The following is a 22,884-nucleotide window of genomic DNA, read 5'->3' as shown; positions in this document are numbered from 1 at the left end:
CCGAACCGCAGACTAGACCCGCGACGGTTGCCACTTCCTTGATCGCACTGGAATTTCGGCGGATTTCAAGGGTTTTCCGACGAAGGACTCAGTCGCGGCAGTCGCAGATCGCCCGGTCGAGGCTGCCGTAGGTCGGGCTGCCGTCGCGGGGGATCGACACCCAGCCGCAGCGCGGCACCTCCGACCAGTCGCCGCCGCCACAGCCGTCGATCGGTTCGGAGACCACCACCGTGCCCTCGTCGCGGCCGCGCAGATAGAGCGTCGGCATCTCGCGGTCGGACGACCAGCGGAAGGCCCACAGCCGATCGCCGTCGGTGAAACAGGCGGCGAAGCGGAAGGCCTCGGTGATGCCGGCTTCCTTCTGCAACTCCAGCACCAGGCGCAGGGCCCGGGCGATCGCCCCGACCGGATCGGTCTCGAGACCCTGGCCGAGGGCGGCGAGAAAGATGCTCTCGGAATCGGTCGAGCCGGCCCGCGCCGAATAGAGCTCGTCGGGGATCAGCGCCTCGACCTTGCGGCGGATCTGCCTGTGGCCGCCGATCTGGCCGTTGTGCATGAACATGAAACGGTCGTGGACGAAGGGGTGGCAGTTGACCCGCGCCACCGCCGCTTCGGTGGTCGCCCGGACATGGGCGAAGAACAGACCGGAGCGCACCTGGGCGCAGATCGAACGCAGGTTCTCGTCGGACCACGCCGGCAGGGTCTCGCGATAGCAGCCGGGGATCGGTCGTTCGCCGTACCAGCCGATGCCGAAACCGTCGCCATTGGTGACGGTGCGAGCTTCCTGGGCGGCCAGAGCCTGATGGATCAGGGAATGATCGGGCCGGCAGACCAGATCCTCGAGCAGGATCGGGCGGCCGGTATAGGCGAGGAGACGACACATGCGGGCGAATTCCAGACGTCGACTTTGCCGAGAATCACAATGTACTGAAAACAGATGCTCGAATCTCGCCCAAAATGCGAATGGCACGCCTGCACTCTGCGTCGATCACGCAAACCGGTTCCGATCGCCGTCCCGGCCGGCGGCCGCCGCCCGCCGACGCCGCGACCATTGCCCCGGCGGCTGCGGATCGCTACATGATGCAGCGAGATCCGGCCTTTTCCGGAGAGCCGCGCGCGCCGCGAGCCCTCCCCCCGTTTGCGACCGTCCCGACGGATGGTCGATCCGAGAAAGCGACCTTCCATGGCGAGCTACCAGTACATCTATTACATGCACGGCCTGTCGAAGGCCTACCCCGGCGGCAAGAAGATCCTCGACGACGTCCACCTGCAGTTCTTCCCGGACGCCAAGATCGGCGTGCTCGGCGTCAACGGCTCGGGCAAGTCGACGCTGCTCAAGATCATGGCCGGCATCGACAAGGAGTACCAGGGCGAGGCCTGGGTCGCCCAGGGCGCCACCGTCGGCTACCTCGAGCAGGAGCCGCACATCGATCCGGCGCTGTCGGTGGTGGAAAACGTCAAGGTCGGCGTCGCCGACAAGACCGCGCTGCTCGACCGCTTCAACGAGATTTCCATGCAGCTCGCCGAGGATTATTCCGACGAGCTGATGGAGGAGATGACCGAGCTCCAGGACAAGATCGAGCATCAGGGCCTGTGGGATCTCGACAGCCAGGTCGAGATGGCGATGGACGCCCTGCGCTGCCCGCCGGCCGACGCCGACGTCGCCAAATTGTCGGGCGGCGAGCGTCGCCGCATCGCCCTGTGCCGGCTGCTGCTGTCGGCCCCCGACCTGCTGCTGCTCGACGAACCGACCAACCATCTCGACGCGGAATCGGTCGCCTGGCTCGAAACCCACCTGCGCGACTACAAGGGCGCGGTGCTGATCGTCACCCATGATCGCTACTTCCTCGACAACGTCACCAGCTGGATCCTCGAGCTCGATCGCGGCCGCGGCATCCCCTACGAGGGCAACTATTCCTCGTGGCTCGGCCAGAAGCAGAAGCGCATGGTCCAGGAAGGCCGCGAGGAGGAGGGCCGCCAGCGCTCCCTCGCCCGCGAGCAGGAATGGATCTCGGCGTCGCCCAAGGCCCGTCAGGCCAAGTCCAAGGCGCGCATCCAGCGCTACGAGGATCTGGTCCAGAAGGCCGCCGAGAAGCAGGTTTCGACCGCCCAGATCATCATCCCGGTGGCCGAGCGGCTGGGCAACAACGTCGTCCACTTCGAGAACCTGTCGAAGGGCTACGGCGACCGCCTGCTGATCGACGATCTGACCTTCAAGCTGCCGCCCGGCGGCATCGTCGGGGTGATCGGCCCCAACGGTGCCGGCAAGACCACGCTGTTCCGCATGCTGACCGGCCAGGAGCAACCCGACAAGGGCACCATCACCATCGGCGAGAGCGTCCAGCTCGGCTATGTCGATCAGTCGCGCGACGCCCTCGACCCCAAGAAGAACGTCTGGGAAGAGATCTCCGGCGGCAACGACGTGATCTATCTCGGCAAGCACGAGATCAATTCCCGCGCCTATTGCTCGACCTTCAACTTCAAGGGCGGCGACCAGCAGAAGAAGGTCGGGATGCTCTCCGGCGGTGAGCGCAACCGCGTCCATCTCGCCAAGATGCTGAAGACCGGCGCCAACCTGCTGCTCCTCGACGAACCGACCAACGACCTCGACGTCGAAACCCTGCGCGCGCTCGAAGAGGCGCTCGAGGACTTCGCCGGCTGCGCCGTGGTCATCTCCCATGATCGCTGGTTCCTCGACCGCTTGGCCACCCACATCCTGGCCTTCGAGGACGACAGCCACGTCGAATGGTTCGAGGGCAACTTCCAGGACTACGAGGCCGACAAGATCCGTCGTCTCGGCGCCGGCGCGGTGCTGCCGCACCGGGTGCGCTACAAGCCGCTGACCCGCTGAGGCGGCGTCCCGACGCGATAACGAAAGAACCGGTGGATCGCGGAGATCCACCGGTTCGAGTCGATCGTCGACAATTCGGAAGCTGAAACAGGCCGCGACGATCGTGTCGTCGCGGGCCCCGTATGCCCGACATCGATCACGATCCGATGACGGCCGCGATCGCACCCGTCCTCACGCCGCCACCGGCCGCCGGAACAGACCCCAGCGCAGATCGTGCCGCCGGGCGTTCCAGCCGAGCAACGCGGCGGCCACCGCCAGCATCAGCACGTCGCCGATCGGCGTGGAGAGCCAGATGCCGCGTTCGCCCAGCAGCGACGGCATCGTCGACAGGAGCGGCAGTCCGATCGCATAGGTGCGCGCCAGACTGAGCACCGCGGCGTTGCCGGCCATGCCGAGCGCCTGGAAATAACCACCGACCACCATCATCGGCATGGCGACGGCGTAAGTGGCGCAGATCACCGGCATGATCCGGGCGATCTCGCCGACCACCCGGGGCGCATCGACGAACAGCCCGCCGATCGCCGCCGGCCACAGCAGGAACGCCGTTTCGAAGGCCGCGGCATAGACCAGGGCGCAGCCGACGCCGATCCGCAGTACCGCGCCCGAGCGGTCGAACCGCCCGGCCCCGGCGTTGTTGCCGGCGATCGACTGGCAGGCCATCGACATGCCGAGCAGCGGCAGATAGGCGAAGGTCAGGATGCGGTTGATGATGCCGTAGGCGGCGACCGTGTCGGCATAGCCGCTCGGCGACCACAGCTGCACCTCGACGATCACCAGCCCGGTGGTCAGGCTGATGCCGAGGAAGCCGAGCGACTGCGGCGCGCCGAGCGCGAGGATGGCGCGCCAGTCGGCGAGGATCGCGCCGCTGCCGCGGGCGAACAGCGGCAGGCGGGTGTGGCCGGACAGGCGCAGCCCGACCACCCCGGCCATCGCCAGGGCCTGGGCGAGGATGGTACCGGCCGCCGAGCCGGCGACGCCGTAGTCGAACACGCCGATCAGCAGGTAGTTGAACAGGATGTTGAGCACCGTGGCGACGACCGCCAGCAGCGCCATGGCGCCGACGTGGCCCTCCGAGCGCAACGTGTCGGCCTGGATGCCGAGAAAGAAGCTGAACGGCGCGAACACCACCATGATCGACAGGAAGACGATGCCGAGCCGGGCGATCTCCGGATCGTCGCCGGACAGCGCCCGCGCCATCGTGCCCCCGGTCAGCGCCAGACCGAGGATCAGCACGGCGCAGACCGCGACCGCCAGGAGATGGGCCGCGAACACCGTCCCCTCGGCGGCGCGCAGATCGCGGGCTCCGAGTTGGCGCGCGACGATCGACGCCATGCCGCTCGCCACCATGGTCTGCAGCGCGATCATCAGCATCATCAGGGGGAACATCAGGGTGACGGCGGTCAGGGCCTTGGCACCGGCGTAGTGCCCGAGGAACAGCGCATCGACCACCGTGAACAGGCCGTTGACGGTCATCACCAGGATGATCGGCGCGGCGGTGCGGACGAAGACGCGGGCGACGGGAGCGACGAGATAGGGATTCCCGTCGACGTGCGGGTCGGTCATGACGTTCCTCTGAAACTGAGAATCAGGGAAGCCGAGGGGCCCGCGTTGCCCCGTCTTCATCTGCCACGAGCGAAAATGCGAGTGAACGTGCCGTCTCTACCGGGGGCGAAGAGCCTGCGGGCGGTGGGTTCGGGCGACCGGACCGGACTATTGCGGGCGGCCACACGCCTTGTCAATCGAGGCGCGTGACCGCATGCCCGCGTCTGCCCGCGCCGCGCGAGGCCTCGGCTCCCCGCGCGAGACCCCGGCCGGTCCCGCCGCGCCCTTCCCGTCCGCCGTCGAAACATGCTACCGAGCCGGTTCGCCCCTCTCGCCGGAAGAGCCGCCGATGATCGATCTCGCCCGCCGCTTGCCGCCGTCCGCCTTCGGAGTCGTCGACGGCCAACTCGCCGTGGAGGGCGTCGCGATCGCCCACATCGCCGCCGAGGTCGGCACGCCGTTCTATCTCTATTCGGCCAAGCGCCTGCGCGAGAACTGGCGCACCCTCGCCGACGCGGTGGCGCCGCTCGGGGTCGCCGTCCACTATGCGATGAAGGCCAACGCCAACCGCGCCGTCGTCGCGGTGCTCGCCCGCGAGGGCGCCGGCGCCGACATCGTCTCGGGCGGCGAACTGACCCGCGCCCTCGACGCCGGCATTCCCGCGAACCGCATCGTATTCTCCGGAGTCGGCAAGACCGACGCCGAGATCGCCCGCGCCCTCGACGTCGGCATCCGCCAGATCAACGCCGAATCCTTCGAGGAACTGGCCCGCATCGACGCGCTCGCCGGCGCCCGCGGGGTGGTCGCCGAGGTGGCGCTCAGGGTCAATCCGGACGTCGACGCCGGGACCCACGCCAAGATCACCACCGGCAAGCGCGACAACAAGTTCGGCATCGACGCCGATCGCCTCGCCCGGCTCGACAACGAGTTGAAGGTCCTGGCCAACGTCCGCCTGGTCGGCCTCGCCGTCCACATCGGCTCGCAGATCCTGTCGACGGCCCCCTTCGCCGCCGCCTATCGGCGGATGGCCGATCTGACCCGCGAGTTGCGCGCCCGCGGCCACGCCCTCACCCGCCTCGATCTCGGCGGCGGCTTCGGCATCCCCTATCGCGCCGAGGCGGGGCTCGCTGCGGCCGACCTCGCCGAGACGATCCGCACCACGGTCGGCGACCTCGGGGTCGAACTGGCGATCGAACCCGGCCGCTCGATCGTCGGCGACGCCGGCGTGCTGGTCTCCCGCGTCGCCTTCGTCAAGGACGGCGGCGACATCCGCTTCCTGGTGCTCGATGCGGCGATGAACGACCTGATGCGCCCGGCGATGTACGACAGCCACCACGACGTGGTGCCGGTGCGGATGCCGGCACCGGGCGCCGAGCGGATCGATTACGACGTGGTCGGCCCGATCTGCGAGAGCTCCGACACCTTCGCCCGCCGCCGCTCGCTGCCGATCCTCGCCGCCGGCGATCTCGTCGTGTTGGCCACCGCCGGCGCCTATGGCGCGACCATGGCCGGCACCTACAACGCCCGCGCCCTGGTGCCCGAGGTGATCGTCGACGCCGGCCGCTTCGCGGTGACCCGGCGGCGCATCGAGGTCGAGGAACAGCTGTCCTGGGAGACCGTGCCGGATTGGCTGTGAGCCGCGCGGCGGCGGCGCGGCGCGGCCCAGCCGACCGCGCACGCGGGGCCGATCGCATCGGGCCGGCGTGAGCGCCGTCGCTGCCGCCCGAATCCACCGCGCGGGGTCACGGACAAGCGATCGCCTCAGCTCCGTTCTGCGTATTTTCCCCAAGGGATTTTTCAGGGGGTCGAGCACAACCCGACGCCATCGACGGGTTGTGTCAGGCCCCACCGGTGCGGCCGCGCGTCGAAGCGCGGGCGGACCGTCGCGGTCACGCTCGCCCGTCGAGCGCCGCCACGCCGAGCCTTTCGGCCCACGGCACCAGCGCCTCGAGGATGCCGGGGAACAGTTCCAGCCCCTCCGCCTGCGCCCGGGCGACGCCGGCGGCCGCCTTGGAGCCGGGCAGCCGCACCGGCTTTTCGGGATCGATCGGCGGATTGGCGCGGCAGTTCTCCGCCAGCCATTCGGTCTGACGCCGGAAGGCCGGACCGCCGGCGAACAGTTCGGGGTCGAACACCTGGACGAACACCGCGCCGCCCCAACCGGCTTCGCCGTCGGCGCGGCCCCAGCCCGACAGGCCCTGGGTCAACGCCTCGATCCACAGCGCCAGCCCATAGCCCTTGTGGCCGTGATCGATGCCACCGATCGGCAGCAGCGAGCCGCGCGGATCGGTCGACAGCACGTCGGCGGCGTCGGTCGGCCGTCCCTCGCCGTCGAGCGCCCAGACGCCCGGCAGAGGGCGGCCCGCGGTGGTGAGCCGCGCGGCGAGGCCGGCGGTGGTGATCGAGGCGGAGATGTCGATCAGGATCGGATCACCCTCGGTCGGGATGCCGATCGCCACCGGATCCGGCGTGAACAGCGCCCGCTTGCCGCCGTAGGGCGCGACATGGGCGGCCGCCGGATCGCTCGACGCCACCACCACCATCATCCCGGCATCGGTGGCGGCGGTGAGATAGGCGGCGAGCGCCGCGATGTGATGGCTGCGCCGGATCACCACGGTGCAGGTGCCATAGTCCCGGGCGCGGGCCACCGCCAGATCGACCGCCCGCGCCGTCAGCCACACGCCGGGCAGACGCCGCCCGTCCCACACCACCGCGGCCGGGCGGTCGACGACGATCGCCGGCTCGCCGCTGCGGGTCATCGCCCCCGAACCGATGTCGCGCAGATAGGCCGGCAGCAGCGCGAGGCCGTGGGTGGTGTGACCCATGGCGTCGGCGCGGACCAGCCGCTCGGCGACCACCGTCGGCTTGTCGCCGTCGAGGCCGGCGGCGGCGAGGAGATGGGCGGCATGGGCGACGAGGTCGGCGTAAGGATGGCGCATGGGGGCTCTGTCCGGTCGGAGGCGGGGCCGCGACCATAACCGAGTCGGCGCCGCCCTGTCCGCCCGATAGACCCGCGCGAGCGATTGCCGCTCGCCTCACGCGCCGACGAGATCGGTCCCGGCGCCGCCCTGGAACTGCAGCCGGGCGAGGCGGGCATAGAGTCCGTCGCGGGCGACCAGTTCCTCGTGGGTGCCGTCCTCGACGATGCGGCCGTGGTCGAGCACCAGGATGCGGTCGCATTCGAGCACGGTGGCCAGCCGATGGGCGATCACCAGGGTGGTGCGGCCGACCATCAGCCGTTCGAGCGCGGTGTTGACCGCGGTCTCGCTCTCGGCGTCGAGCGCGCTGGTCGCCTCGTCGAGGAGCAGGATCGGCGCCGCCCGCAACACCGCGCGGGCGATCGCCAGACGCTGGCGCTGACCGCCCGACAGCGTCACGCCGCGTTCGCCGACCTGGGTGGCGTAGCCTTCGGGCAAGGGCCGAACGAAGTCGTCGACCAGCGCCGTCTCGGCGGCGGCGAGCACCTCGGCGTCGGTCGCGTCGCGACGGCCGTAGCGGATGTTCTCCATGATCGTGTCGGCGAAGATCACCGTATCCTGCGGCACGATGGCGATGCGCGCCCGCACCTCGCCCGGATCGGCGCGGGCGACGTCGACGCCGTCGATCAGCACCCGCCCGGCATCGGGGTCGTAGTAGCGCAGCAGGAGATGGAACAGCGTCGACTTGCCGGCCCCCGACGGCCCGACCAGGGCGATCTTCTCGCCGCGCCGCACCATCAGATCGACGCCTTCGAGAACGTCGCGGTCGCGCGCGCCCGGATAGGCGAAGCGCACGCCCTCGAACCGCACCTCGCCGACCGGCGGGGTCGGCAGCGCCACCGGATCGGTCGGCGGGCGGATGGTCGGCACTTCGGCGAGCAACTCGGCGAGCCGTTCGGCGGCACCCGCCCCCTGGCTGATCTCGCCCCACACCTGGGAGAGTTCGCCGAGCGCGCTCGCCGCCAGCACCGAATAGAGCACGAACTGCGACAACGCCCCCGGCGACAGCCGCCCGGCCAGCACGTCGGTGGCGCCGATCCACAACACCGCCACCACCGAGCCGAAGATCAGGAAGATCGCGAAGGCGGTCAGGAAGGCGCGCGCCAGGGTCGAGGTCCGGGCGGCGTCGAAGGCCTGTTCCACCGAGCGGGTGAAGCGGCCGATGGCGTGACGCTCGTCGCCGAAGGCCTGGAGCGTGCGCATCGCCCCGATCGTCTCCGAGGCGAAGGCGGCCGCCGCCGCGAGCGTGTCCTGGGCGAGGCGCGAGCGCGAACGCACCGAGCGGCCGAAGGCCACCAGCGGCAGCACGATGAACGGAATGGCGAACAGCACCATCCCCGACAGGCGCGGACTGGTGACCACCATCAGCGCCGCGGCGCCGATGAACAGCACCAGATTGCGCAGCGCGATCGACGCCGAGGCGCCGACCGCCGACTTGACCTGGGTGGTGTCGGCGGTCAGCCGCGAGACGATCTCCCCCGACTGCGAGCGATCCCAGAACTCGGCCGACAGACGCGTGACATGGGCGAAGACGTCGCGGCGCAGATCGGCGACGACCCGTTCGCCGAGCCAGGTCACGAGGTAGTAGCGGGTCGAGGACGCCACCGCGAGCGCCCCGGCGACGACCACCAGGACCGCGAAATAGCGATCGATGAAGGCTCCGTCGGCGGCCGAGAAGCCGTGGTCGATCATCCGCCGGAAGGCCATCGGCAGGACCAGCGTCACCGCCGCGGCGGCGATCAGCGCCACCAGCGCGGCGGCGACGTGACCGCGATGATGCCCGAGATAGGGCAGCAGCACGGCCAGTGGGCGGATCGAACGGCGGCGGGCGGGGGCGGCGTCGGACGGCGGGGTGAGCGGAGTGGGGCGGCGCACGATGGGATCGTCCTCGTCGGTTCGCGGGGGCCGGAGGGGCTCGAAGCTTCGATCGCGCCGTCGCCTGCGGGCAGTCGCCTGTTCCTTGACGCGATCTGCCGCCGGGATCAAGTCCGCCGTTCGAACGGTCGCAGGCGACCGCGGCGGCGCACCCGGCGATTTCCCCGGGCGAAGTCGCACCGGCGGGCGCCGCGGTGCTTGTCGGATGCGGCGAGATGGGCTATAGACCGCGCCGAAACGACGAGAGGGGGTCGCCCGCGCCTGCCGGCGTGCGACCCCTCGTTTTCGTCGAAACTTCTGTGTCAAACGATCGTGATCGCCCTCGACGCGCCTCGAGCTGCCGGGAAGGTCACCAGAGCGAGGACGTCACGATGAAGCAGGGCATCCACCCCGACTATCACACCATCAAGGTGGTGATGACCGACGGCACCGAGTATTTCACGCGTTCGACCCTCGGCAAGGAAGGCGACACGCTGAACCTCGACATCGATCCCAAGGTTCATCCGGCCTGGACCGGCGGTTCGCAGCAGCTGCTCGACCGCGGCGGCCGCATCTCGCGCTTCAAGGACAAGTTCAAGGGCTTCGGCCTCTGAGCCGATCCTCGGAAACGACCCGCGCAGAATTCAAGACCCCGGTCATCGACCGGGGTCTCTTCGTAGGTGCATGGGCGATCGAATCGCAGTGGCCTTCCCCTCGCGGGGTCCGGCCGGGCGCCGGCGCGGTCAATCCTCGCCGCCGAGGCTCTGTTGGCGCAGGTTCTCGAAGACGATCAGCGCAAACCATCCGGCCTGAGCGACGAAGATCGCCGCAACCACTGCGACCACCGACCAGATCGTCGAGAGCCCGAACGACAGGGCGACCACGATGGCGAGAAGTCCCGCGACGACACTCAGCATCACGACGCCGGAAAGGCCACGAAGAGCGTACCGCCACCGCTCCATCGGCGATTGCGAATCGGAGCGGCGGGCGGACTTGTCGGCGCTGAGAGCGCTCTGCAATCGGGAGGGATGGAGCGGATGAAAGAACATCGGATCTCTCTTCGGATGGATTGCTCACCCGAAGGCATATCATCAAGGTTGTCGGTAGTGAATAGCGACAACCTGATATTGCAGGAGAGAGTCGGCAATCCGCGGTTGCATCGCCCGTCCGACCTCAGGCGGCGATGCCCTTCTGATAGTCCTTGACGTCGGCGAAGCGCAGCATCTGCCAGCGCTCCTGCTCGTATTTGAGCGAGAACACCGAGGTCGCCAGATAGACCGGATCGCCGTCGAGATCCGAGCACATCGCCGAGGTGTCGCGCTTGGCGAAATCCTCGAGCTTGTTCGGCTCGTCGGTGGTCACCCAACGGGCGACCGCGAAGCGGGTCTGCTCGAAGGTGATCTCCAGCCCGTATTCGCCGGCCATCCGCTCCTTCAGCACGTCGAGCTGCAGCGAGCCGACCACCCCGACGATCGGCTGCGTGCCGTCGCGCGGCTGGAACACCTGCACCACGCCCTCTTCGGCCATCTGCTGCAGGGCTTCCTTGAGCTTCTTGGCCTTCATCGCATCGGCGACCCGGACGCGGCGCAGGATTTCCGGGGCGAAGCTCGGCACGCCGCGGAAGATCAGATCCTCGCCCTCGGTCAGGGTGTCGCCGATCCTGAGCGTGCCGTGATTGGGGATGCCGACGATGTCGCCGGCGAAGGCCTCGTCGGCGATGGTGCGATCCTGAGCGAAGAAGAACTGCGGCGCGGTCAAGCCGATGGTCTTGCCGGTGCGCACCAGCTTGACCCGCATGCCGCGGGTGAGCCGGCCCGAGCACACCCGCATGAAGGCGATGCGGTCGCGATGGTTGGGGTCCATGTTCGCCTGGATCTTGAACACGAAGCCGGCCATCTTCGCCTCGTTCGCCTCGACGACGCGGGTCGCGGCGTGCTGCTCGCGCGGGGACGGCGCGAAGCGGCCGAGCGCGTCGATCAGATCCTGGACGCCCATGTCCTTCAGCGCCGAGCCGAAATAGACCGGGGTCAGGTGGCCTTCGAGGAAGCTCTGCTGGAGGAACGGCTTCGACGCCCCTTGCGCCAACAGCACCTCGTCCTGGAACTGCGCGAAGTCCTGCGGCGGCAGCAGCGCGGCGATGCGCGGATCGTCGGGGCCGGAGACCGGGATCGACTCTTCGGCGTCCTTGAGGCGGATGGTGTTCGTATCGAGATCATAGGTGCCGGCGAAGGCCCGGCCGCGGCCGATCGGCCAGGTCTTGGCGGTGGTGTCGAGGGCCAGCGCCTTTTCGACGTCGTCGAGCAGCTCGAACGGGTCCATCGTCTCGCGGTCCATCTTGTTGACGAACGTCACGATCGGAATGTCGCGCAGCCGGCAGACCTCGACCAGCTTGAGGGTCCGCGCCTCGACGCCCTTGGCGGCGTCGAGCACCATCACCGCCGCGTCGACCGCGGTCAGCGTCCGGTAGGTATCTTCCGAGAAGTCCTCGTGGCCCGGCGTGTCGAGCAGATTGAAGACGTGGCCGCCGTATTCGAAGGTCATCACCGAGGTGACCACCGAGATCCCGCGTTCCTTCTCGATGCCCATCCAGTCCGACCGGGTCTGACGGCGATCGCCCTTGGCGCGCACCTGACCGGCGAGCTGGATCGCCCCGCCGAACAGCAGCAGCTTTTCGGTCAGCGTCGTCTTGCCGGCGTCCGGATGCGAGATGATCGCGAAGGTCCGGCGACGAGAGACGGGATCGGCGGCAGCAACGGGCGCCGGATGGGGAGCGGTCATGGGGCGGGGTCTCGGAAAACGGCATTCGGCGCCGGTTCGGCGCCGCCCGCTAGATGCGGGGCGAGACGCCGCGTGTCAACCTTCGGGGGGAGAGGGAGCGCGAGGTTCGAGAGCCTCGACCCAGAATCGGAACGGAAATGGATCGTCGCCTCCTCCGCGCCGGATCGTCCCGTCGGGGGCGACACGCCAGGGAACTTCGGGCAGCGGCCGGTCTGCCGGCCAATGGCTTCCACGAAGGTTCAACTGCCGGAGAGAGGCGGGCCATACGGTAGGGATTTCGATAAGATCAGTGAGATCGGTTGCCTCCACATTCTCGAGTTTGTCGAGCAAGCCGAACACGCGGAGGTCGTTCACCTGAGTCCCGGAGATGTCGAGCGTCGTAATCTGCAGAAGCCCGGCAAGGGGTGCGAGGTCGGCGACCGAGGTGTTCGAGACGTGGAGGCTGTGGAGATTCTGGAGACCGGTGAGAGGGGAAAGTTCTGCGACGGCAGTATACTCCACGCTGAGGCGCTCAAGATTTTGGAGCCCCGAGAGGGGTGTCAGGTCGGAGACGGAGGTCTTCGAGACGTAAACGGCCTTGAGATTTTGGAGCCCCGAGAGGGGCGTCAGGTCGGAGACGAGGGTATTCGAAACGTAGATCCCCCTGAGATTTTGAAGTTGCGCGAGCGGGGTAAGGTCGCTGACAGGGGTATTGGAGACGTACAGTAACTCAAGATTCTGCAAATCGGCGAGAGGCGCTAGATCGGCGATGGATGTGGACGAAAGAAAGAGGGTCTCAAGTCCGGAGAGCCGGGCGAGGAGCGCAAAGTCGACGATGCCTGTCTCCGAGATGTAGAGGGCTTTGAGATTCTTGAGCTCAGCGAGAACTGCGAGGTCGGCGACAGTGGCACCCAAGAGGTTGACGTCCGTGAGAGTTTGGAGCTTCGCGAGGGGTTTGAGGTCGGCAACGGAGGGGCGAGTGACTTGGAGGAGAGCGAGCTTTCGGAGTTTGCCAAGGGGAGCGAGGTCAGTGACACCTGTGCCAGAAATGTCGAGAGTCTCAAGATTGCGGTATGGAGTAAGGGAGGTGAGATTATCAAACAGCGTCACCCCAGCGAATTCCAGATTTCGAACATACGGAACCCAATCCTTCGGGACATCCTGCCCGCTCAGGATCATGTCGCGGACAACGTCCTCATCGAAATCCGCGGGTGGCTCATCCAGGTCAACGGTCATCGCCACCCGCTTTCCGGCCAGCCCGCCGAGGGTCCGTTCGACGTAGCGGCGCAGATCCGGGTTCTCGGCGGCGAAGGCGGCGATCGTCGCCTCATGGCGCTCGATATAGGCGAAGGCGGCGATGAACGTCGCGAGATTGGGATCGCTGGCGAAGTCGTCGCGGATCCGGGCCTCGTCGGTGCGCCGCGACGGGCCGGCGCGGACCAGCGGCTCCAGCGCGCCGAAGAAGGCGGTGACGGCATGGAGCGCCGTCCGGAGCCCCGCTTCGATCTCGTCGACGCGCTCGGTGCCCTCGCCGAGCGGCTCGGCCACCGCCCCGACGAATTTTCGGGTCACCGGCTCGAGCAGGCCCTTCTGTCCGGTCATCGCCGCCAAGACCGCATGGGCCGACCGCTCGGTGGTGGCGAGCGGCGTCGAACTCGACCGGTAGGCGGCAACCTTGCCGGTGAGCTCACGCCCTTGCTCGGTGCTCATCATCAGGACGGCGTGGACGTCGCGCAGCCGGTGCAATTCACCGGTCAGATCACGCAGCGTCCGGGCCTCGAAGATCTCGGCGAGTTCGGGGTTCGACAGCGTCTCGATGCGTTCACACAGGCGCCCGCCGAGCGACCACAACCGGTCGAGCGGCACCTCCGCGAACGGCTTGCGCGCCGCTTCCGCATAAGTTCGCACCGCCTTGACCAATTTCGGGTCGACATTGCCGAGCCGGTCGAGATGGGGCTCGATCTCGGCGAGCGCGTCGAGGATGTCGTCGTGATGGCCCTTCAACGACGGGTCGGCCCGTTCCACCTCGCTCGGAGGCCGACCGATAATCGCGAATCCGGCCGGCGTCGGCGCCATCGCCGGCCCCGGGCCCGGGTCCGGCCGCGGCGGCATGGCATTGAGGAAGTCGACGATCGGCCGCTTCAACTGCAGGCTCGCCTCGTGGAAGCCCTCCTGCTTTTGATTCCATTTCGAGATCGGGCGCAGGCCCGGCTTCCGTGCCTTGGTCTTGGGAACGGCCTGGGTATCGGCGAATTCCAGATCCCAATGGCTCGGCTCGGCGATCACCGGCAGCACGAGCGCGCCGCGGCTCTTCTCCGCGGCGCGGATCATCGGCAGTTCGGTCTTCAGGATATAGCCGCTGGGCTTCAGGAAGGCATTGGTGACGAAGCAGACGAAGACGTCCGAGGCGTCGAGTGCCGCACGGATACGGGCGTCCCATTTCTGCCCGGCCTGGAGTTCCTCGTCCCACCACAGAACGAGGTCCAGACGGTCGGCGACCGGCCGCAGCGCCTCGAGAAACTTCTCGAGCAGGGCATGGTCCGCATGGGCATACGAAACGAAGATCTGCGCCATGACGCAAGGTCGCACGAGTCGGCGCGCCCCGGCAACCCAGGGGCGTCCGCTCCGACCTCACGCCGCCCTCACGCCGGGACCGGCACCAGCGCCGCCAGCGCGCCCTTCTTGACCGCTTCCTGGACCTTCTCGAAGGCGCGGACCTCGATCTGGCGGACACGTTCGCGCGAGATGCCGAATTCGGTCGACAGGTCCTCGAGGGTGATCGGGTCTTCGGCCAGCCGCCGGGCCTCGAAGATCCGGCGCTCGCGATCGTTGAGCACGCCCAGCGCCGAGGCCAGCAGCTTGCGCCGGCCGTCGAGCTCCTGGCTCTCGCCGAGCGTGGTCTCCTGGTCTTCCGAATGGTCGACCAGCCAGTCCTGCCACTCGGCACCCTCCTCGTCGGAGCGCACCGGCGAATTGAGCGAGGCGTCGCCGCCGAGGCGGCGGTTCATCGACACCACGTCCTCGTTGGTCACGCCGAGCTTGGTGGCGATGTACTGGACCTGATCGGGATGGAGATCGCCCTCGTCCAGCGCCTGGATCTGGCTCTTGACCCGGCGCAGGTTGAAGAACAGGCGCTTCTGGTTGGCGGTGGTGCCCATCTTGACCAGCGACCACGAGCGCAGGATGTACTCCTGGATCGCCGCCTTGATCCACCACATGGCGTAGGTGGCGAGCCGGAAGCCCTTTTCGGGCTCGAAGCGCTTGACCGCCTGCATCAGGCCGACGTTGCCTTCCGAGATCACCTCGGAGATCGGCAGGCCGTAGCCGCGATAACCCATGGCGATCTTGGCGACGAGGCGCAGATGCGAGGTGACCAGCCGCTCGGCGGCGCCGGTGTCCTCGTGCTCGCGCCAGCGCTTGGCCAGCATGTATTCCTCTTGCGGCTCCAACATCGGGAACCGGCGAATTTCGTCGAGATAGCGCGACAGGCCCCCGTCGAGGGCGGCGAGCGCGGGAAGAGAAGCGGCACGGGCCATGGATGCGCCCTTTCGATGGTTCGGGATCAAGGGTCTCGATCCCGAGACGTCCCCCGTCCGGGCGAACGCCTCGTGTGATCGGCGCCCGACGAAGCGGCACGCCTGCATCGATCATACCGCAACTCGTGGCAAAAACGCGACAGCCGCGGCTTCACGACCCCGCGAGCGGCGCGGCACCGTCGTCGAGGGTCGCGAGCGCCGCGGTCAGACGCGTGAGATCGGCCGGCAAGTCGCTCTCGAAGCGCATCGCGCGGCCGGTTGCCGGGTGCTCGAAGGCGAGCAGACGGGCGTGCAGCGCCTGCCGGTCGAGGGCGGTGAGCGCTTCCGCGGCCTCGGGCGCCAGCTTGGCGAGCTTGTCGATCTTGGTGCGGAAACCGGCGCCATAGACCGTGTCGCCGAGCAGCGGATGGCCGATGTGGGCGAGATGGACGCGGATCTGATGGGTCCGCCCGGTCTCGAGCCGGCATTCGATCAGGCTGGCGATCGGCTCGGGCGCGGGGCGGGTCTTGCCCCGCGGCCCGGGTCGCGGGGTCGGCGGGAAGGTCTCCAGCACTTGGTAATGGGTGATCGCCACGCGACCGCCGGCGACCACCGCCATCGCCTGACGATTGCGCGGATCGCGGCCGATCTCGGTCTCGATCGTCCCGGCGAGCGCCTTCGGCACGCCCCACACCAGCGCCAGATAGGCCCGCTCCAGCGGCCCCGTGCGGCCGTGGTCGGCGAATTGCGCGGCGAGCGAGCGGTGGGCGCGATCGGACTTGGCCACCACCATCACGCCCGACGTGTCCTTGTCGAGGCGATGGACGATGCCCGGCCGCTCGACCCCGCCGATCCCCGACAGAGTGCCGCGGCAATGGTGGAGGAGGGCATTGACCAGCGTGCCGCTCCAGTTGCCCGCCCCCGGATGGACCACCAGGCCGGCCGGCTTGTCGACGACGATCACGTCGTCGTCCTCGTGGAGCACGGTCAGCGGAATGTCCTCGGGTTCGGGCAGCGCCGGGCTCGGCGCCGGCACGTCGACGATCAGCCGGGCGCCCGCGTTGATCTTCCGCGAGGCGTCCTCTAGGGTCACGCCGTCGAGCGTCACCCGGCCCTCGCCGATCAGCGCCTTGAGGCGCGAGCGGGACAGGGTGGCGATCCGCCGGGCGAGAGCCGCGTCGAGCCGTTCCGGGGGCGATCCCGCTTCGATCTCGATCTCGATCGGCCCCGCAGCGCTCGCGCCGGCCTCGATCTCGAGGTCGTCGGGATCGATCGTCGGGATCGACGCCATCGGCTCCGCCGGCCGGAGCGCCTCGACCGTCGTCTTCGCCCTGCCCTTGCCGCGCGCCACCGGCACCTTCATTCCACGAGACCCCGATCTCACATGACCAATGCCAATTCTCTCGAAGACGACGACAAGCCGCTCGACGCCGCCCAGCTCCGGCTCCAGGCCAAGCTGAAACGGTTGCTGTTCTGGTCGTCGGGCGTGATGGTGCTCGGCCTCGTCGCGGTCTTCGCCGCGATCTTCTATCGCGTCACGCGGGTCGATGGGAAGCCCACGCCGGCCTTCGACGTGCCGATCATCGCCGAAGTGGCGATGCCCGAGGGCGGGCGCGTCGCCGCCACCCGCCTCGACGGCAACCGCATGACCGTCACCCTGGAGACCCCCAAGGGCGCGGCGATCCTGGTCCTCGACCTCGAGACGATGAAGGTGATCCGCCGCCTGGAGCTGACCGGTCCGCGCTGAAGGCCCGCTTCCCGCACGGCGGCAATGCCCGCCGCCGGCTCGCGGTCGTCATACGAAAGGTCTATCAAGGAGCCTTCCCCGTCCCGACAGGAAGGTCTCGCCTTGACCCAGAGCTTCACCCGCGCCGATCTCGACGATCTCGCCGCCATTCTCGCCGCCGCCGCCGACGTCGAGATCATGCCGCGCTTCAAGCGCCTCGGCACCGACGAGGTGACCACCAAGAGCGGTCCCCAGGACTTCGTCACCATCGCCGATCAGGCCGCCGAGCGCTTCATCCAGGCGCGCGTCGCCGAGCGCTTCCCGACCGCCGTGTTCATCGGCGAGGAGACCACCGCCGCCGATCCGACCCGCCTCGGCCGGCTCGCCGGTGCCGAACTGGCGATCATCGTCGATCCGATCGACGGCACCTTCAACTTCGCCAACGGCATGCCGCTGTTCGGGGTGATGGCCGCGGTGGTCGCCGGCGGCGAGACGGTCGGTGCCATCATCTACGATCCGATCGGCCGCGATTTCGCGCTGGCGGTCAAAGGCGAAGGCGCCTGGCTGGTGCCGCGCGACGGCGGCCCGGCGCGCCGCCTGCGGGTCGCCGCCGCCGACGACCTGCGGGTGATGCACGGCCCGGTGTCCTGGCCCTACCTGCCCGAGGGCCTCCGCGAAGACGTCGCCCGCCGCCTGCCGCGGCTGTGGGGCTCCTACGGCTATCGCAACGCCGCCCATGAATATCGGCTGCTCTCGTCGGGCGGCTGCCACTTCCTGCTCTACAATCGCCTGATGCCCTGGGATCACCTGCCCGGCCACCTCATCCACACCGAGGCCGGCGGCTGGTCGGCGCATTTCGACGGCACACCCTATGTGCCGACCGACCTCGGTGGCGGCCTGCTGCTCGCCCCCGATCGCGAGAGCTGGCAGCGCATCCACGACGCCCTGTTCCAGGATTGACGCAATACCCCGAAGTTCCGATGCGCATCGGGACTTCGGGGCTCTGGCCTGACTCTGCGTAATCCTCCCATCGGTAGTCTTGCGGAGCCCTTTCCGCGCGGAGATTCCGTGCGGATTCATCTTCGGCGCGTAAGGTTGCTTTCGCGCCGTGCCGCGCCTCCGACGATCCCGCCTCGGCCCGCCCGTCGGACCGCGCGCACGGCGCACCAGACCGAACGCCGCCCGGCGCCGCGTCCCTGCCGGCCTCCGCCCGGAGGCGGCTCGCGCAGATCCGCTCGCGCGGCTCGGCCGTCGACCGCAACGTCGAGGGAGCGCCGATATGACCGACCACAGCGGCGAGCGCGTCGTCTTCGCCCAGCTGAGCAATTTCTCCAACACCAACGCGCTGCTCGACCGCCACCTCGGCCAGTTCCTCGACGGCCGGCGCCTGGACGTCGTCCGCATCTGGCCGATCTTCCGGCGCAACCCGCTGTGGCTGGCGATCGGCGTGATCGCCGCGCTGTGGTACCACGGCCTCGGCCGGCTCAAGGAGCGCGGCGCCCTGATCGAGGCGATCATCAAGACGCCGATCTTCTTCCGGCTGGCGAGTTTCATCGCCCGCCGCAAGATCGCCGCCCAGGGCCCGGCCTATGCCGTCCTCCAGACCCAGGGCCTGTTCGACGCCGGCGTGCCCGATACGCCCTTGGTGGTCTACACCGACGACGTCATCCTCAATCCGGTCAATGCCGCCTATCTGACCTCGGAGCTCCTGCCCGGCGAGATCGCCCTCGAGCGCCGCCTCTACGCCCATGCCGACCGCATCGCCGTCGCCGCGACCCATGTCGCCCGCTCGCTCGAGGCGCAATACGGCATCGGCGCGGACAAGGTCGTCACCGTGCTGATGGGCGCCAACGTGCCGAGCGACACGGGCGCGACCGATCTGTCGCTCGCCCGCTATGCCGCCCGGCGCATCCTGTTCGTCGGCATCGACTGGCCGCGCAAGGGCGGGCCCGATCTGGTCGCCGCCTTCCGGCGTCTCGCGCCGCGCTTTCCCGACGCCCGTCTGGTGATCGCCGGCGCGTCGCCGCCGCTCGACGATCCCGCCATCGAGGTGCTCGGCAGCGTCGCGCCGGAGCGGGTCGCGGCGCTGATGGACGGCTGTTCGATCTTCTGCATGCCGAGCCGCGCCGAACCCTTCGGCATCGCCACCGTCGAGGCGGCCCGCCACGGCCTGCCGTCGATCGGCACCACCACCGGCGGCTTCGCCGACACGGTGATCGACGGCCGCACCGGCCTCCTGATCCCGCCCGGCGACGTCGACGCGCTCGAAGCGGCGCTGACCCGCCTGCTCGCCGATCCCGAATTGTGCCGGACCATGGGCCGCGACGCCGCCGAATGGGCGACCCGCCGCTTCGATTGGCGCAGCGTGTCGAAGCACCTCGCCGACGTGATCGACGACGCCGCCCACGCCCGCCACGCCGCCTGACGGCCCCGGCGAACCGGCGCCCGAAACGTCGACGGCCCGGCCGCGCCCCGAAGGGCGGACCGGGCCGTCGCGCGTTTCGCCCCCCGCGAAACTCAGACGCCGATGCCGCGCTCGCGGATCGCCGCTTCGATCTCGGCCAGCACCGACGCGTCGTCGATGGTCGCCGGCATGTTCCAGCTCTCGTGATCGGCGATCTTCTGCATGGTGCCGCGCAGGATCTTGCCCGAGCGGGTCTTGGGCAGGCGATCGACGGTGATCGCCACCTTGAACGCCGCCACCGCACCGATCTTGGCGCGGACCAGGCTGACCAACTCCTTCTCGATGGTCTCGGCGTCCTTGGTGACGCCGGCCTTGAGCACCACGAAGCCGCAGGGCATCTGGCCCTTCATCTCGTCGTGGACGCCGATCACCGCGCATTCGGCGACGTCCGGGTGCGAGGCCAGCACCTCCTCCATGCCGCCGGTCGACAGGCGATGGCCAGCGACGTTGATGATGTCGTCGGTGCGCGCCATGATGAACAGGTAGCCGTCGTCGTCCATGAAGCCGGCATCACCGGTCTTGTAGTAGCCGGGGAAGTCGATCAGGTAGCTGTCCTCGAAGCGCTTGTCGGCGTTCCACAGGGTCGGCAGGCACGAGGGCGGCAAGGGGAGCTTGATGACGATCGAGCCCATCTCGCCGCGCTTCATCTCGTGCAGCCCGTCGTCGACGATGCGCACGTCATAGCCCGGCATCGGCACGGTCGGCGAGCCGTGCTTGACCGGCAGCAGGCCGAGACCGACCGGATTGCCGGCGATCGCCCAGCCCGTCTCGGTCTGCCACCAATGGTCGATGACCGGCACGCCGACATGTTCCTCGGCCCATTTGACCGTGTCCGGATCGGCGCGCTCGCCGGCCAGGAACAGGTTCCGCAGGCTGGAGATGTCGTATTTTTTCAGGAACTCCCCGTTCGGGTCTTCCTTCTTGATGGCGCGCAGCGCCGTCGGCGCGGTGAAGAAGCCGGCGACTTTGTATTCTTCGATGATCCGCCAGAACGTGCCCGGATCGGGCGTGCCGACCGGCTTGCCCTCGAACACGATGGTGGTCGCGCCGTAGAGCAGCGGCGCGTAGCAGATGTAGGAATGGCCGACCACCCAACCGACGTCGGAGGCCGCCCAGAACACTTCGCCCGGCTGGATCCCGTAGTGGTTGAACATCGTCCAGGTCAGCGCCACGGCATGGCCGCCGTTGTCGCGCACCACGCCCTTGGGCGCGCCGGTGGTGCCGGAAGTGTAGAGGATGTAGAGCGGATCGGTCGCCTTGACCGCCACGCAGGGCACCGCGCGGCCGCGATTGGCCTCGACCGCCGCACCGAGATCGTGATCGCGGCCGGGCTGCAGCACGGCCTCGACCTGCGGCCGCTGGGTGACGAACACCGCGGTCGGCTTGTGGGTGGCGATCGAGATCGCCTCGTCGAGCAGCGGCTTGTAGGGCAGGACCTTCTTGCCCTCGATGCCGCAGGAGGCGGTGACGATCGCCTTGGGCTTGGCGTCGTCGATGCGGGTGGCGAGCTCGCGCGGCGCGAAGCCGCCGAACACCACCGAATGGATCGCCCCGAGCCGTGCCACGGCGAGCATCGCCACCAGCGCTTCCGGCACCATCGGCATGTAGACGATCACCCGGTCGCCCTTGGCGACGCCGGCGTCGGCCAGCGCCGCGGCGGTGGCCTGGACCCGCGACAAGAGCTCGGCGTAGGTGATCTTCGCCTTCACGCCGGTCACCGGGCTGTCGTAGATGATCGCCGTCTGCTCGGCCCGTCCTCCCGCGACGTGCCGATCGACCGCGTTGTGGCAGGTGTTCATCTCGGCCCCGGCGAACCACCGGCCGTAGGGTCCGGACGTAGGGTCGAACACCTGGTCCCAGGGCTTCGACCAGTCGACGGCCTTGGCGGCCTCGGCCCAGAAGGCCTCCGGATCGGTTTTCCAGCTCTGGTACACTTCCGCGTATCGGCTCGTCATGGGATCTCCTCCACGCCGTCGTCCGCCCGGCGCCGGCGACGTTCGGCTCGCTCCGCTTTCACACTTCGGCGGGAAGCGCCGCAATGCTACGTTCGACTACGCGAGATTTCCCCGACGTCGGGGCCGCCGCGCCGCCCGCCGTGGCCGCGCCCGTGGCTCCCTTTCGCCCCCGCGGCGCGTCCCTGCCGCACCGCTGGGGCACAACGCCGTCTCGCGCCCTTTCGGCTTCGGGTGTAGGGTCGGGGCGATGGGAGGAGTGCGCAGATGACCGCTCCGGACAAGTCCCCCGCCGACGTCACGACCGACCGTCTCGCTGAGACCACCGCCCCCGAGGGTTCGACCGCGCGGCCCGCCGCCGCGCCCTTGCGCCGGGTCCTCGCGCTGCTCCCGGAGGTCGAAACCGTCGCCGCCTGTCTCGACTGCGCGGCGGCCGCCGCCTTCGATGCCGAAGCGGTGATCGCCGCGGTGCATGTCGGCTTCGATCCGGTGCGCGCCCGCGTCTCGACCGAGGAACTCGACATCCAATATCTCCGCGACGCCACCGAGGGCGCCGCCTCGGTGCGCAGCGCCAGGATCAAGGCCGCCTACGACGCCTGGGCGTCGACCGCCGTGCACCCCGATCGCGCCCACTGGACCGACGAGGCCGGCGACGTCACCGCCGCCGTGGTCGCACAAGCCACCTCGGCCGACCTCGTGGTGATCGGGCGGCCGATCCATCTCGATGCCAAGGACGCGCTCCGCGCCGCCCTGTTCAAGATCCGCCGTCCGGTGCTGATCGCCCCGCCGCGGGCCGTGCCCGGCGGCCGAACTCTCGGTCGCCACATCGTCGTCGGCTGGAAGCCCGGCGAGCCGGCGCGGCGCGCGGTCGAAGCCGCGGCCCCGTGGTTGCGCCGCGCCGCGTGCGTCACCGTCCTCTGTGTCGCCAAACTCGGCGCCGAGCCCTACCCCCCGAGCGCCCGGGCGCTGTTCGCCCGGCTCGGAATCGCCGCCGAGATCGTCGACCTGGACAAGGACGCGCGCAGCGTCGGCCGGCTCCTCCTCGACGAGACCGGCCGCCGCGGCGGCGATGCCCTGGTGATCGGCGCCTACCACCACGGCCAGTTCTGGGAAGCCGTCCTCGGCGGCGTCACCCGCGACGTCCTGGCGAGCGCCGAGATCCCGGTCTTCATGATGCGGTGAGGTGGCTCGACCCGGAATGGCGACCTTGCCCGTCAGCGGCAGGGCGCCGCGACAGGAGAACAA

Annotated in this window: 17 protein-coding genes; 7 read left to right on the top strand and 10 right to left on the bottom strand. The window is 69.0% G+C overall.

Annotated elements, in window-relative coordinates:
• Positions 1–88: 88 nt before the first annotated feature.
• Positions 89–883: a class II glutamine amidotransferase gene (locus EYW49_RS16820; protein WP_131310789.1), complete on the bottom strand. Its 795-nt coding sequence runs from the start codon at positions 881–883 to the stop codon at positions 89–91.
• A gap of 300 nt (positions 884–1,183) precedes the next feature.
• Between EYW49_RS16820 and ettA the strand changes: the two genes are divergently transcribed.
• On the top strand, positions 1,184–2,851 hold the full coding sequence (gene ettA, locus EYW49_RS16815; RefSeq protein ID WP_131310788.1) for an energy-dependent translational throttle protein EttA: 1,668 nt from the start codon (positions 1,184–1,186) through the stop codon (positions 2,849–2,851).
• A 171-nt stretch (positions 2,852–3,022) separates the two neighbouring features.
• Here ettA and EYW49_RS16810 read toward each other — a convergent pair whose 3' ends face one another.
• Complete coding sequence (locus tag EYW49_RS16810; protein ID WP_165498302.1) at positions 3,023–4,414, bottom strand: MATE family efflux transporter; 1,392 nt, start codon at positions 4,412–4,414, stop codon at positions 3,023–3,025.
• Positions 4,415–4,742: 328 nt separating this feature from the next.
• Between EYW49_RS16810 and lysA the strand changes: the two genes are divergently transcribed.
• Positions 4,743–6,029 (top strand): diaminopimelate decarboxylase, encoded by a 1,287-nt coding sequence (lysA, locus tag EYW49_RS16805; RefSeq protein WP_131310786.1) that lies wholly within the window; start codon positions 4,743–4,745, stop codon positions 6,027–6,029.
• Positions 6,030–6,282: 253 nt separating this feature from the next.
• Here lysA and EYW49_RS16800 read toward each other — a convergent pair whose 3' ends face one another.
• Together EYW49_RS16800 and EYW49_RS16795 are read right to left on the bottom strand one after the other, a co-directional pair.
• Positions 6,283–7,332, bottom strand: coding sequence for an Ldh family oxidoreductase (locus tag EYW49_RS16800; protein ID WP_131310785.1), 1,050 nt, complete (start codon positions 7,330–7,332; stop codon positions 6,283–6,285).
• Positions 7,333–7,428: 96 nt separating this feature from the next.
• The gene (locus EYW49_RS16795) at positions 7,429–9,249 is read right to left on the bottom strand and encodes an ABC transporter transmembrane domain-containing protein (protein WP_131310804.1); all 1,821 of its coding nucleotides are present in this window, start codon (positions 9,247–9,249) and stop codon (positions 7,429–7,431) included.
• 368 nt (positions 9,250–9,617) lie between these two features.
• Between EYW49_RS16795 and rpmE the strand changes: the two genes are divergently transcribed.
• Positions 9,618–9,839 carry a 50S ribosomal protein L31 gene (gene rpmE, locus EYW49_RS16790; RefSeq protein ID WP_131310784.1) on the top strand — a complete coding sequence of 74 codons (222 nt, stop codon included), beginning with the start codon at positions 9,618–9,620 and terminating at the stop codon, positions 9,837–9,839.
• A 129-nt stretch (positions 9,840–9,968) separates the two neighbouring features.
• Here the strand turns inward: rpmE and EYW49_RS16785 are convergent, their stop codons facing one another.
• From EYW49_RS16785 to EYW49_RS16765, 5 genes are all read right to left on the bottom strand, one after another.
• Entirely contained in the window at positions 9,969–10,274 is a 306-nt protein-coding gene (locus EYW49_RS16785) for a hypothetical protein (RefSeq protein WP_131310783.1), read from the bottom strand.
• A 124-nt stretch (positions 10,275–10,398) separates the two neighbouring features.
• Positions 10,399–12,003, bottom strand: coding sequence for a peptide chain release factor 3 (locus EYW49_RS16780; RefSeq protein WP_131310782.1), 1,605 nt, complete (start codon positions 12,001–12,003; stop codon positions 10,399–10,401).
• 75 nt (positions 12,004–12,078) lie between these two features.
• Positions 12,079–14,556 (bottom strand): leucine-rich repeat domain-containing protein, encoded by a 2,478-nt coding sequence (locus EYW49_RS16775; protein WP_131310781.1) that lies wholly within the window; start codon positions 14,554–14,556, stop codon positions 12,079–12,081.
• A 68-nt stretch (positions 14,557–14,624) separates the two neighbouring features.
• Complete coding sequence (gene rpoH / locus EYW49_RS16770; RefSeq protein WP_131310780.1) at positions 14,625–15,518, bottom strand: RNA polymerase sigma factor RpoH; 894 nt, start codon at positions 15,516–15,518, stop codon at positions 14,625–14,627.
• A gap of 151 nt (positions 15,519–15,669) precedes the next feature.
• Positions 15,670–16,788, bottom strand: a complete 1,119-nt coding sequence (locus EYW49_RS16765; protein WP_131310803.1) for an RluA family pseudouridine synthase — start codon at positions 16,786–16,788, stop codon at positions 15,670–15,672.
• 93 nt (positions 16,789–16,881) lie between these two features.
• Here EYW49_RS16765 and EYW49_RS16760 point away from each other — a divergent pair, with 93 nt between their 5' ends.
• The 3 genes from EYW49_RS16760 (at position 16,882) to EYW49_RS16750 (ending at position 19,648) form a co-directional block, all read left to right on the top strand.
• On the top strand, positions 16,882–17,244 hold the full coding sequence (locus EYW49_RS16760) for a DUF6476 family protein (protein ID WP_131310779.1): 363 nt from the start codon (positions 16,882–16,884) through the stop codon (positions 17,242–17,244).
• A gap of 102 nt (positions 17,245–17,346) precedes the next feature.
• Positions 17,347–18,183 (top strand): inositol monophosphatase family protein, encoded by an 837-nt coding sequence (locus EYW49_RS16755; protein ID WP_228259652.1) that lies wholly within the window; start codon positions 17,347–17,349, stop codon positions 18,181–18,183.
• 319 nt (positions 18,184–18,502) lie between these two features.
• Positions 18,503–19,648 carry a glycosyltransferase family 4 protein gene (locus EYW49_RS16750; RefSeq protein WP_131310777.1) on the top strand — a complete coding sequence of 382 codons (1,146 nt, stop codon included), beginning with the start codon at positions 18,503–18,505 and terminating at the stop codon, positions 19,646–19,648.
• 92 nt (positions 19,649–19,740) lie between these two features.
• Here the strand turns inward: EYW49_RS16750 and EYW49_RS16745 are convergent, their stop codons facing one another.
• Entirely contained in the window at positions 19,741–21,642 is a 1,902-nt protein-coding gene (locus tag EYW49_RS16745) for a propionyl-CoA synthetase (protein ID WP_131310776.1), read from the bottom strand.
• Between the two features lie 264 nt (positions 21,643–21,906).
• Between EYW49_RS16745 and EYW49_RS16740 the strand changes: the two genes are divergently transcribed.
• A complete protein-coding gene (locus EYW49_RS16740; RefSeq protein ID WP_131310775.1) occupies positions 21,907–22,821 on the top strand; it encodes a universal stress protein in 915 nt (304 codons plus the stop codon).
• The last annotated feature ends 63 nt before the right edge of the window (positions 22,822–22,884 follow it).

The organism is Siculibacillus lacustris (genome assembly GCF_004328075.1).
In the GTDB taxonomy this organism is placed as follows: domain Bacteria; phylum Pseudomonadota; class Alphaproteobacteria; order Rhizobiales; family Ancalomicrobiaceae; genus Siculibacillus; species Siculibacillus lacustris.
This window is presented reverse-complemented; position numbering and strand designations above follow the sequence as displayed.

Excerpts from the sequence above, each read along its gene's own strand:
- EYW49_RS16750 (WP_131310777.1), top strand. The coding sequence starts at position 18,503 with ATGACCGACCACAGCGGCGAGCGCGTCGTCTTCGCCCAGCTGAGCAAT.
- ettA (WP_131310788.1), top strand. The coding sequence starts at position 1,184 with ATGGCGAGCTACCAGTACATCTATTACATGCACGGCCTGTCGAAGGCC.
- EYW49_RS16775 (WP_131310781.1), bottom strand. The coding sequence starts at position 14,556 with ATGGCGCAGATCTTCGTTTCGTATGCCCATGCGGACCATGCCCTGCTC.
- lysA (WP_131310786.1), top strand. The coding sequence starts at position 4,743 with ATGATCGATCTCGCCCGCCGCTTGCCGCCGTCCGCCTTCGGAGTCGTC.
- EYW49_RS16760 (WP_131310779.1), top strand. The coding sequence starts at position 16,882 with ATGACCAATGCCAATTCTCTCGAAGACGACGACAAGCCGCTCGACGCC.
- EYW49_RS16780 (WP_131310782.1), bottom strand. The coding sequence starts at position 12,003 with ATGACCGCTCCCCATCCGGCGCCCGTTGCTGCCGCCGATCCCGTCTCT.
- EYW49_RS16820 (WP_131310789.1), bottom strand. The coding sequence starts at position 883 with ATGTGTCGTCTCCTCGCCTATACCGGCCGCCCGATCCTGCTCGAGGAT.
- EYW49_RS16785 (WP_131310783.1), bottom strand. The coding sequence starts at position 10,274 with ATGTTCTTTCATCCGCTCCATCCCTCCCGATTGCAGAGCGCTCTCAGC.
- rpmE (WP_131310784.1), top strand. The coding sequence starts at position 9,618 with ATGAAGCAGGGCATCCACCCCGACTATCACACCATCAAGGTGGTGATG.
- EYW49_RS16765 (WP_131310803.1), bottom strand. The coding sequence starts at position 16,788 with ATGGCGTCGATCCCGACGATCGATCCCGACGACCTCGAGATCGAGGCC.
- EYW49_RS16800 (WP_131310785.1), bottom strand. The coding sequence starts at position 7,332 with ATGCGCCATCCTTACGCCGACCTCGTCGCCCATGCCGCCCATCTCCTC.
- rpoH (WP_131310780.1), bottom strand. The coding sequence starts at position 15,518 with ATGGCCCGTGCCGCTTCTCTTCCCGCGCTCGCCGCCCTCGACGGGGGC.
- EYW49_RS16810 (WP_165498302.1), bottom strand. The coding sequence starts at position 4,414 with ATGACCGACCCGCACGTCGACGGGAATCCCTATCTCGTCGCTCCCGTC.
- EYW49_RS16745 (WP_131310776.1), bottom strand. The coding sequence starts at position 21,642 with ATGACGAGCCGATACGCGGAAGTGTACCAGAGCTGGAAAACCGATCCG.
- EYW49_RS16740 (WP_131310775.1), top strand. The coding sequence starts at position 21,907 with ATGACCGCTCCGGACAAGTCCCCCGCCGACGTCACGACCGACCGTCTC.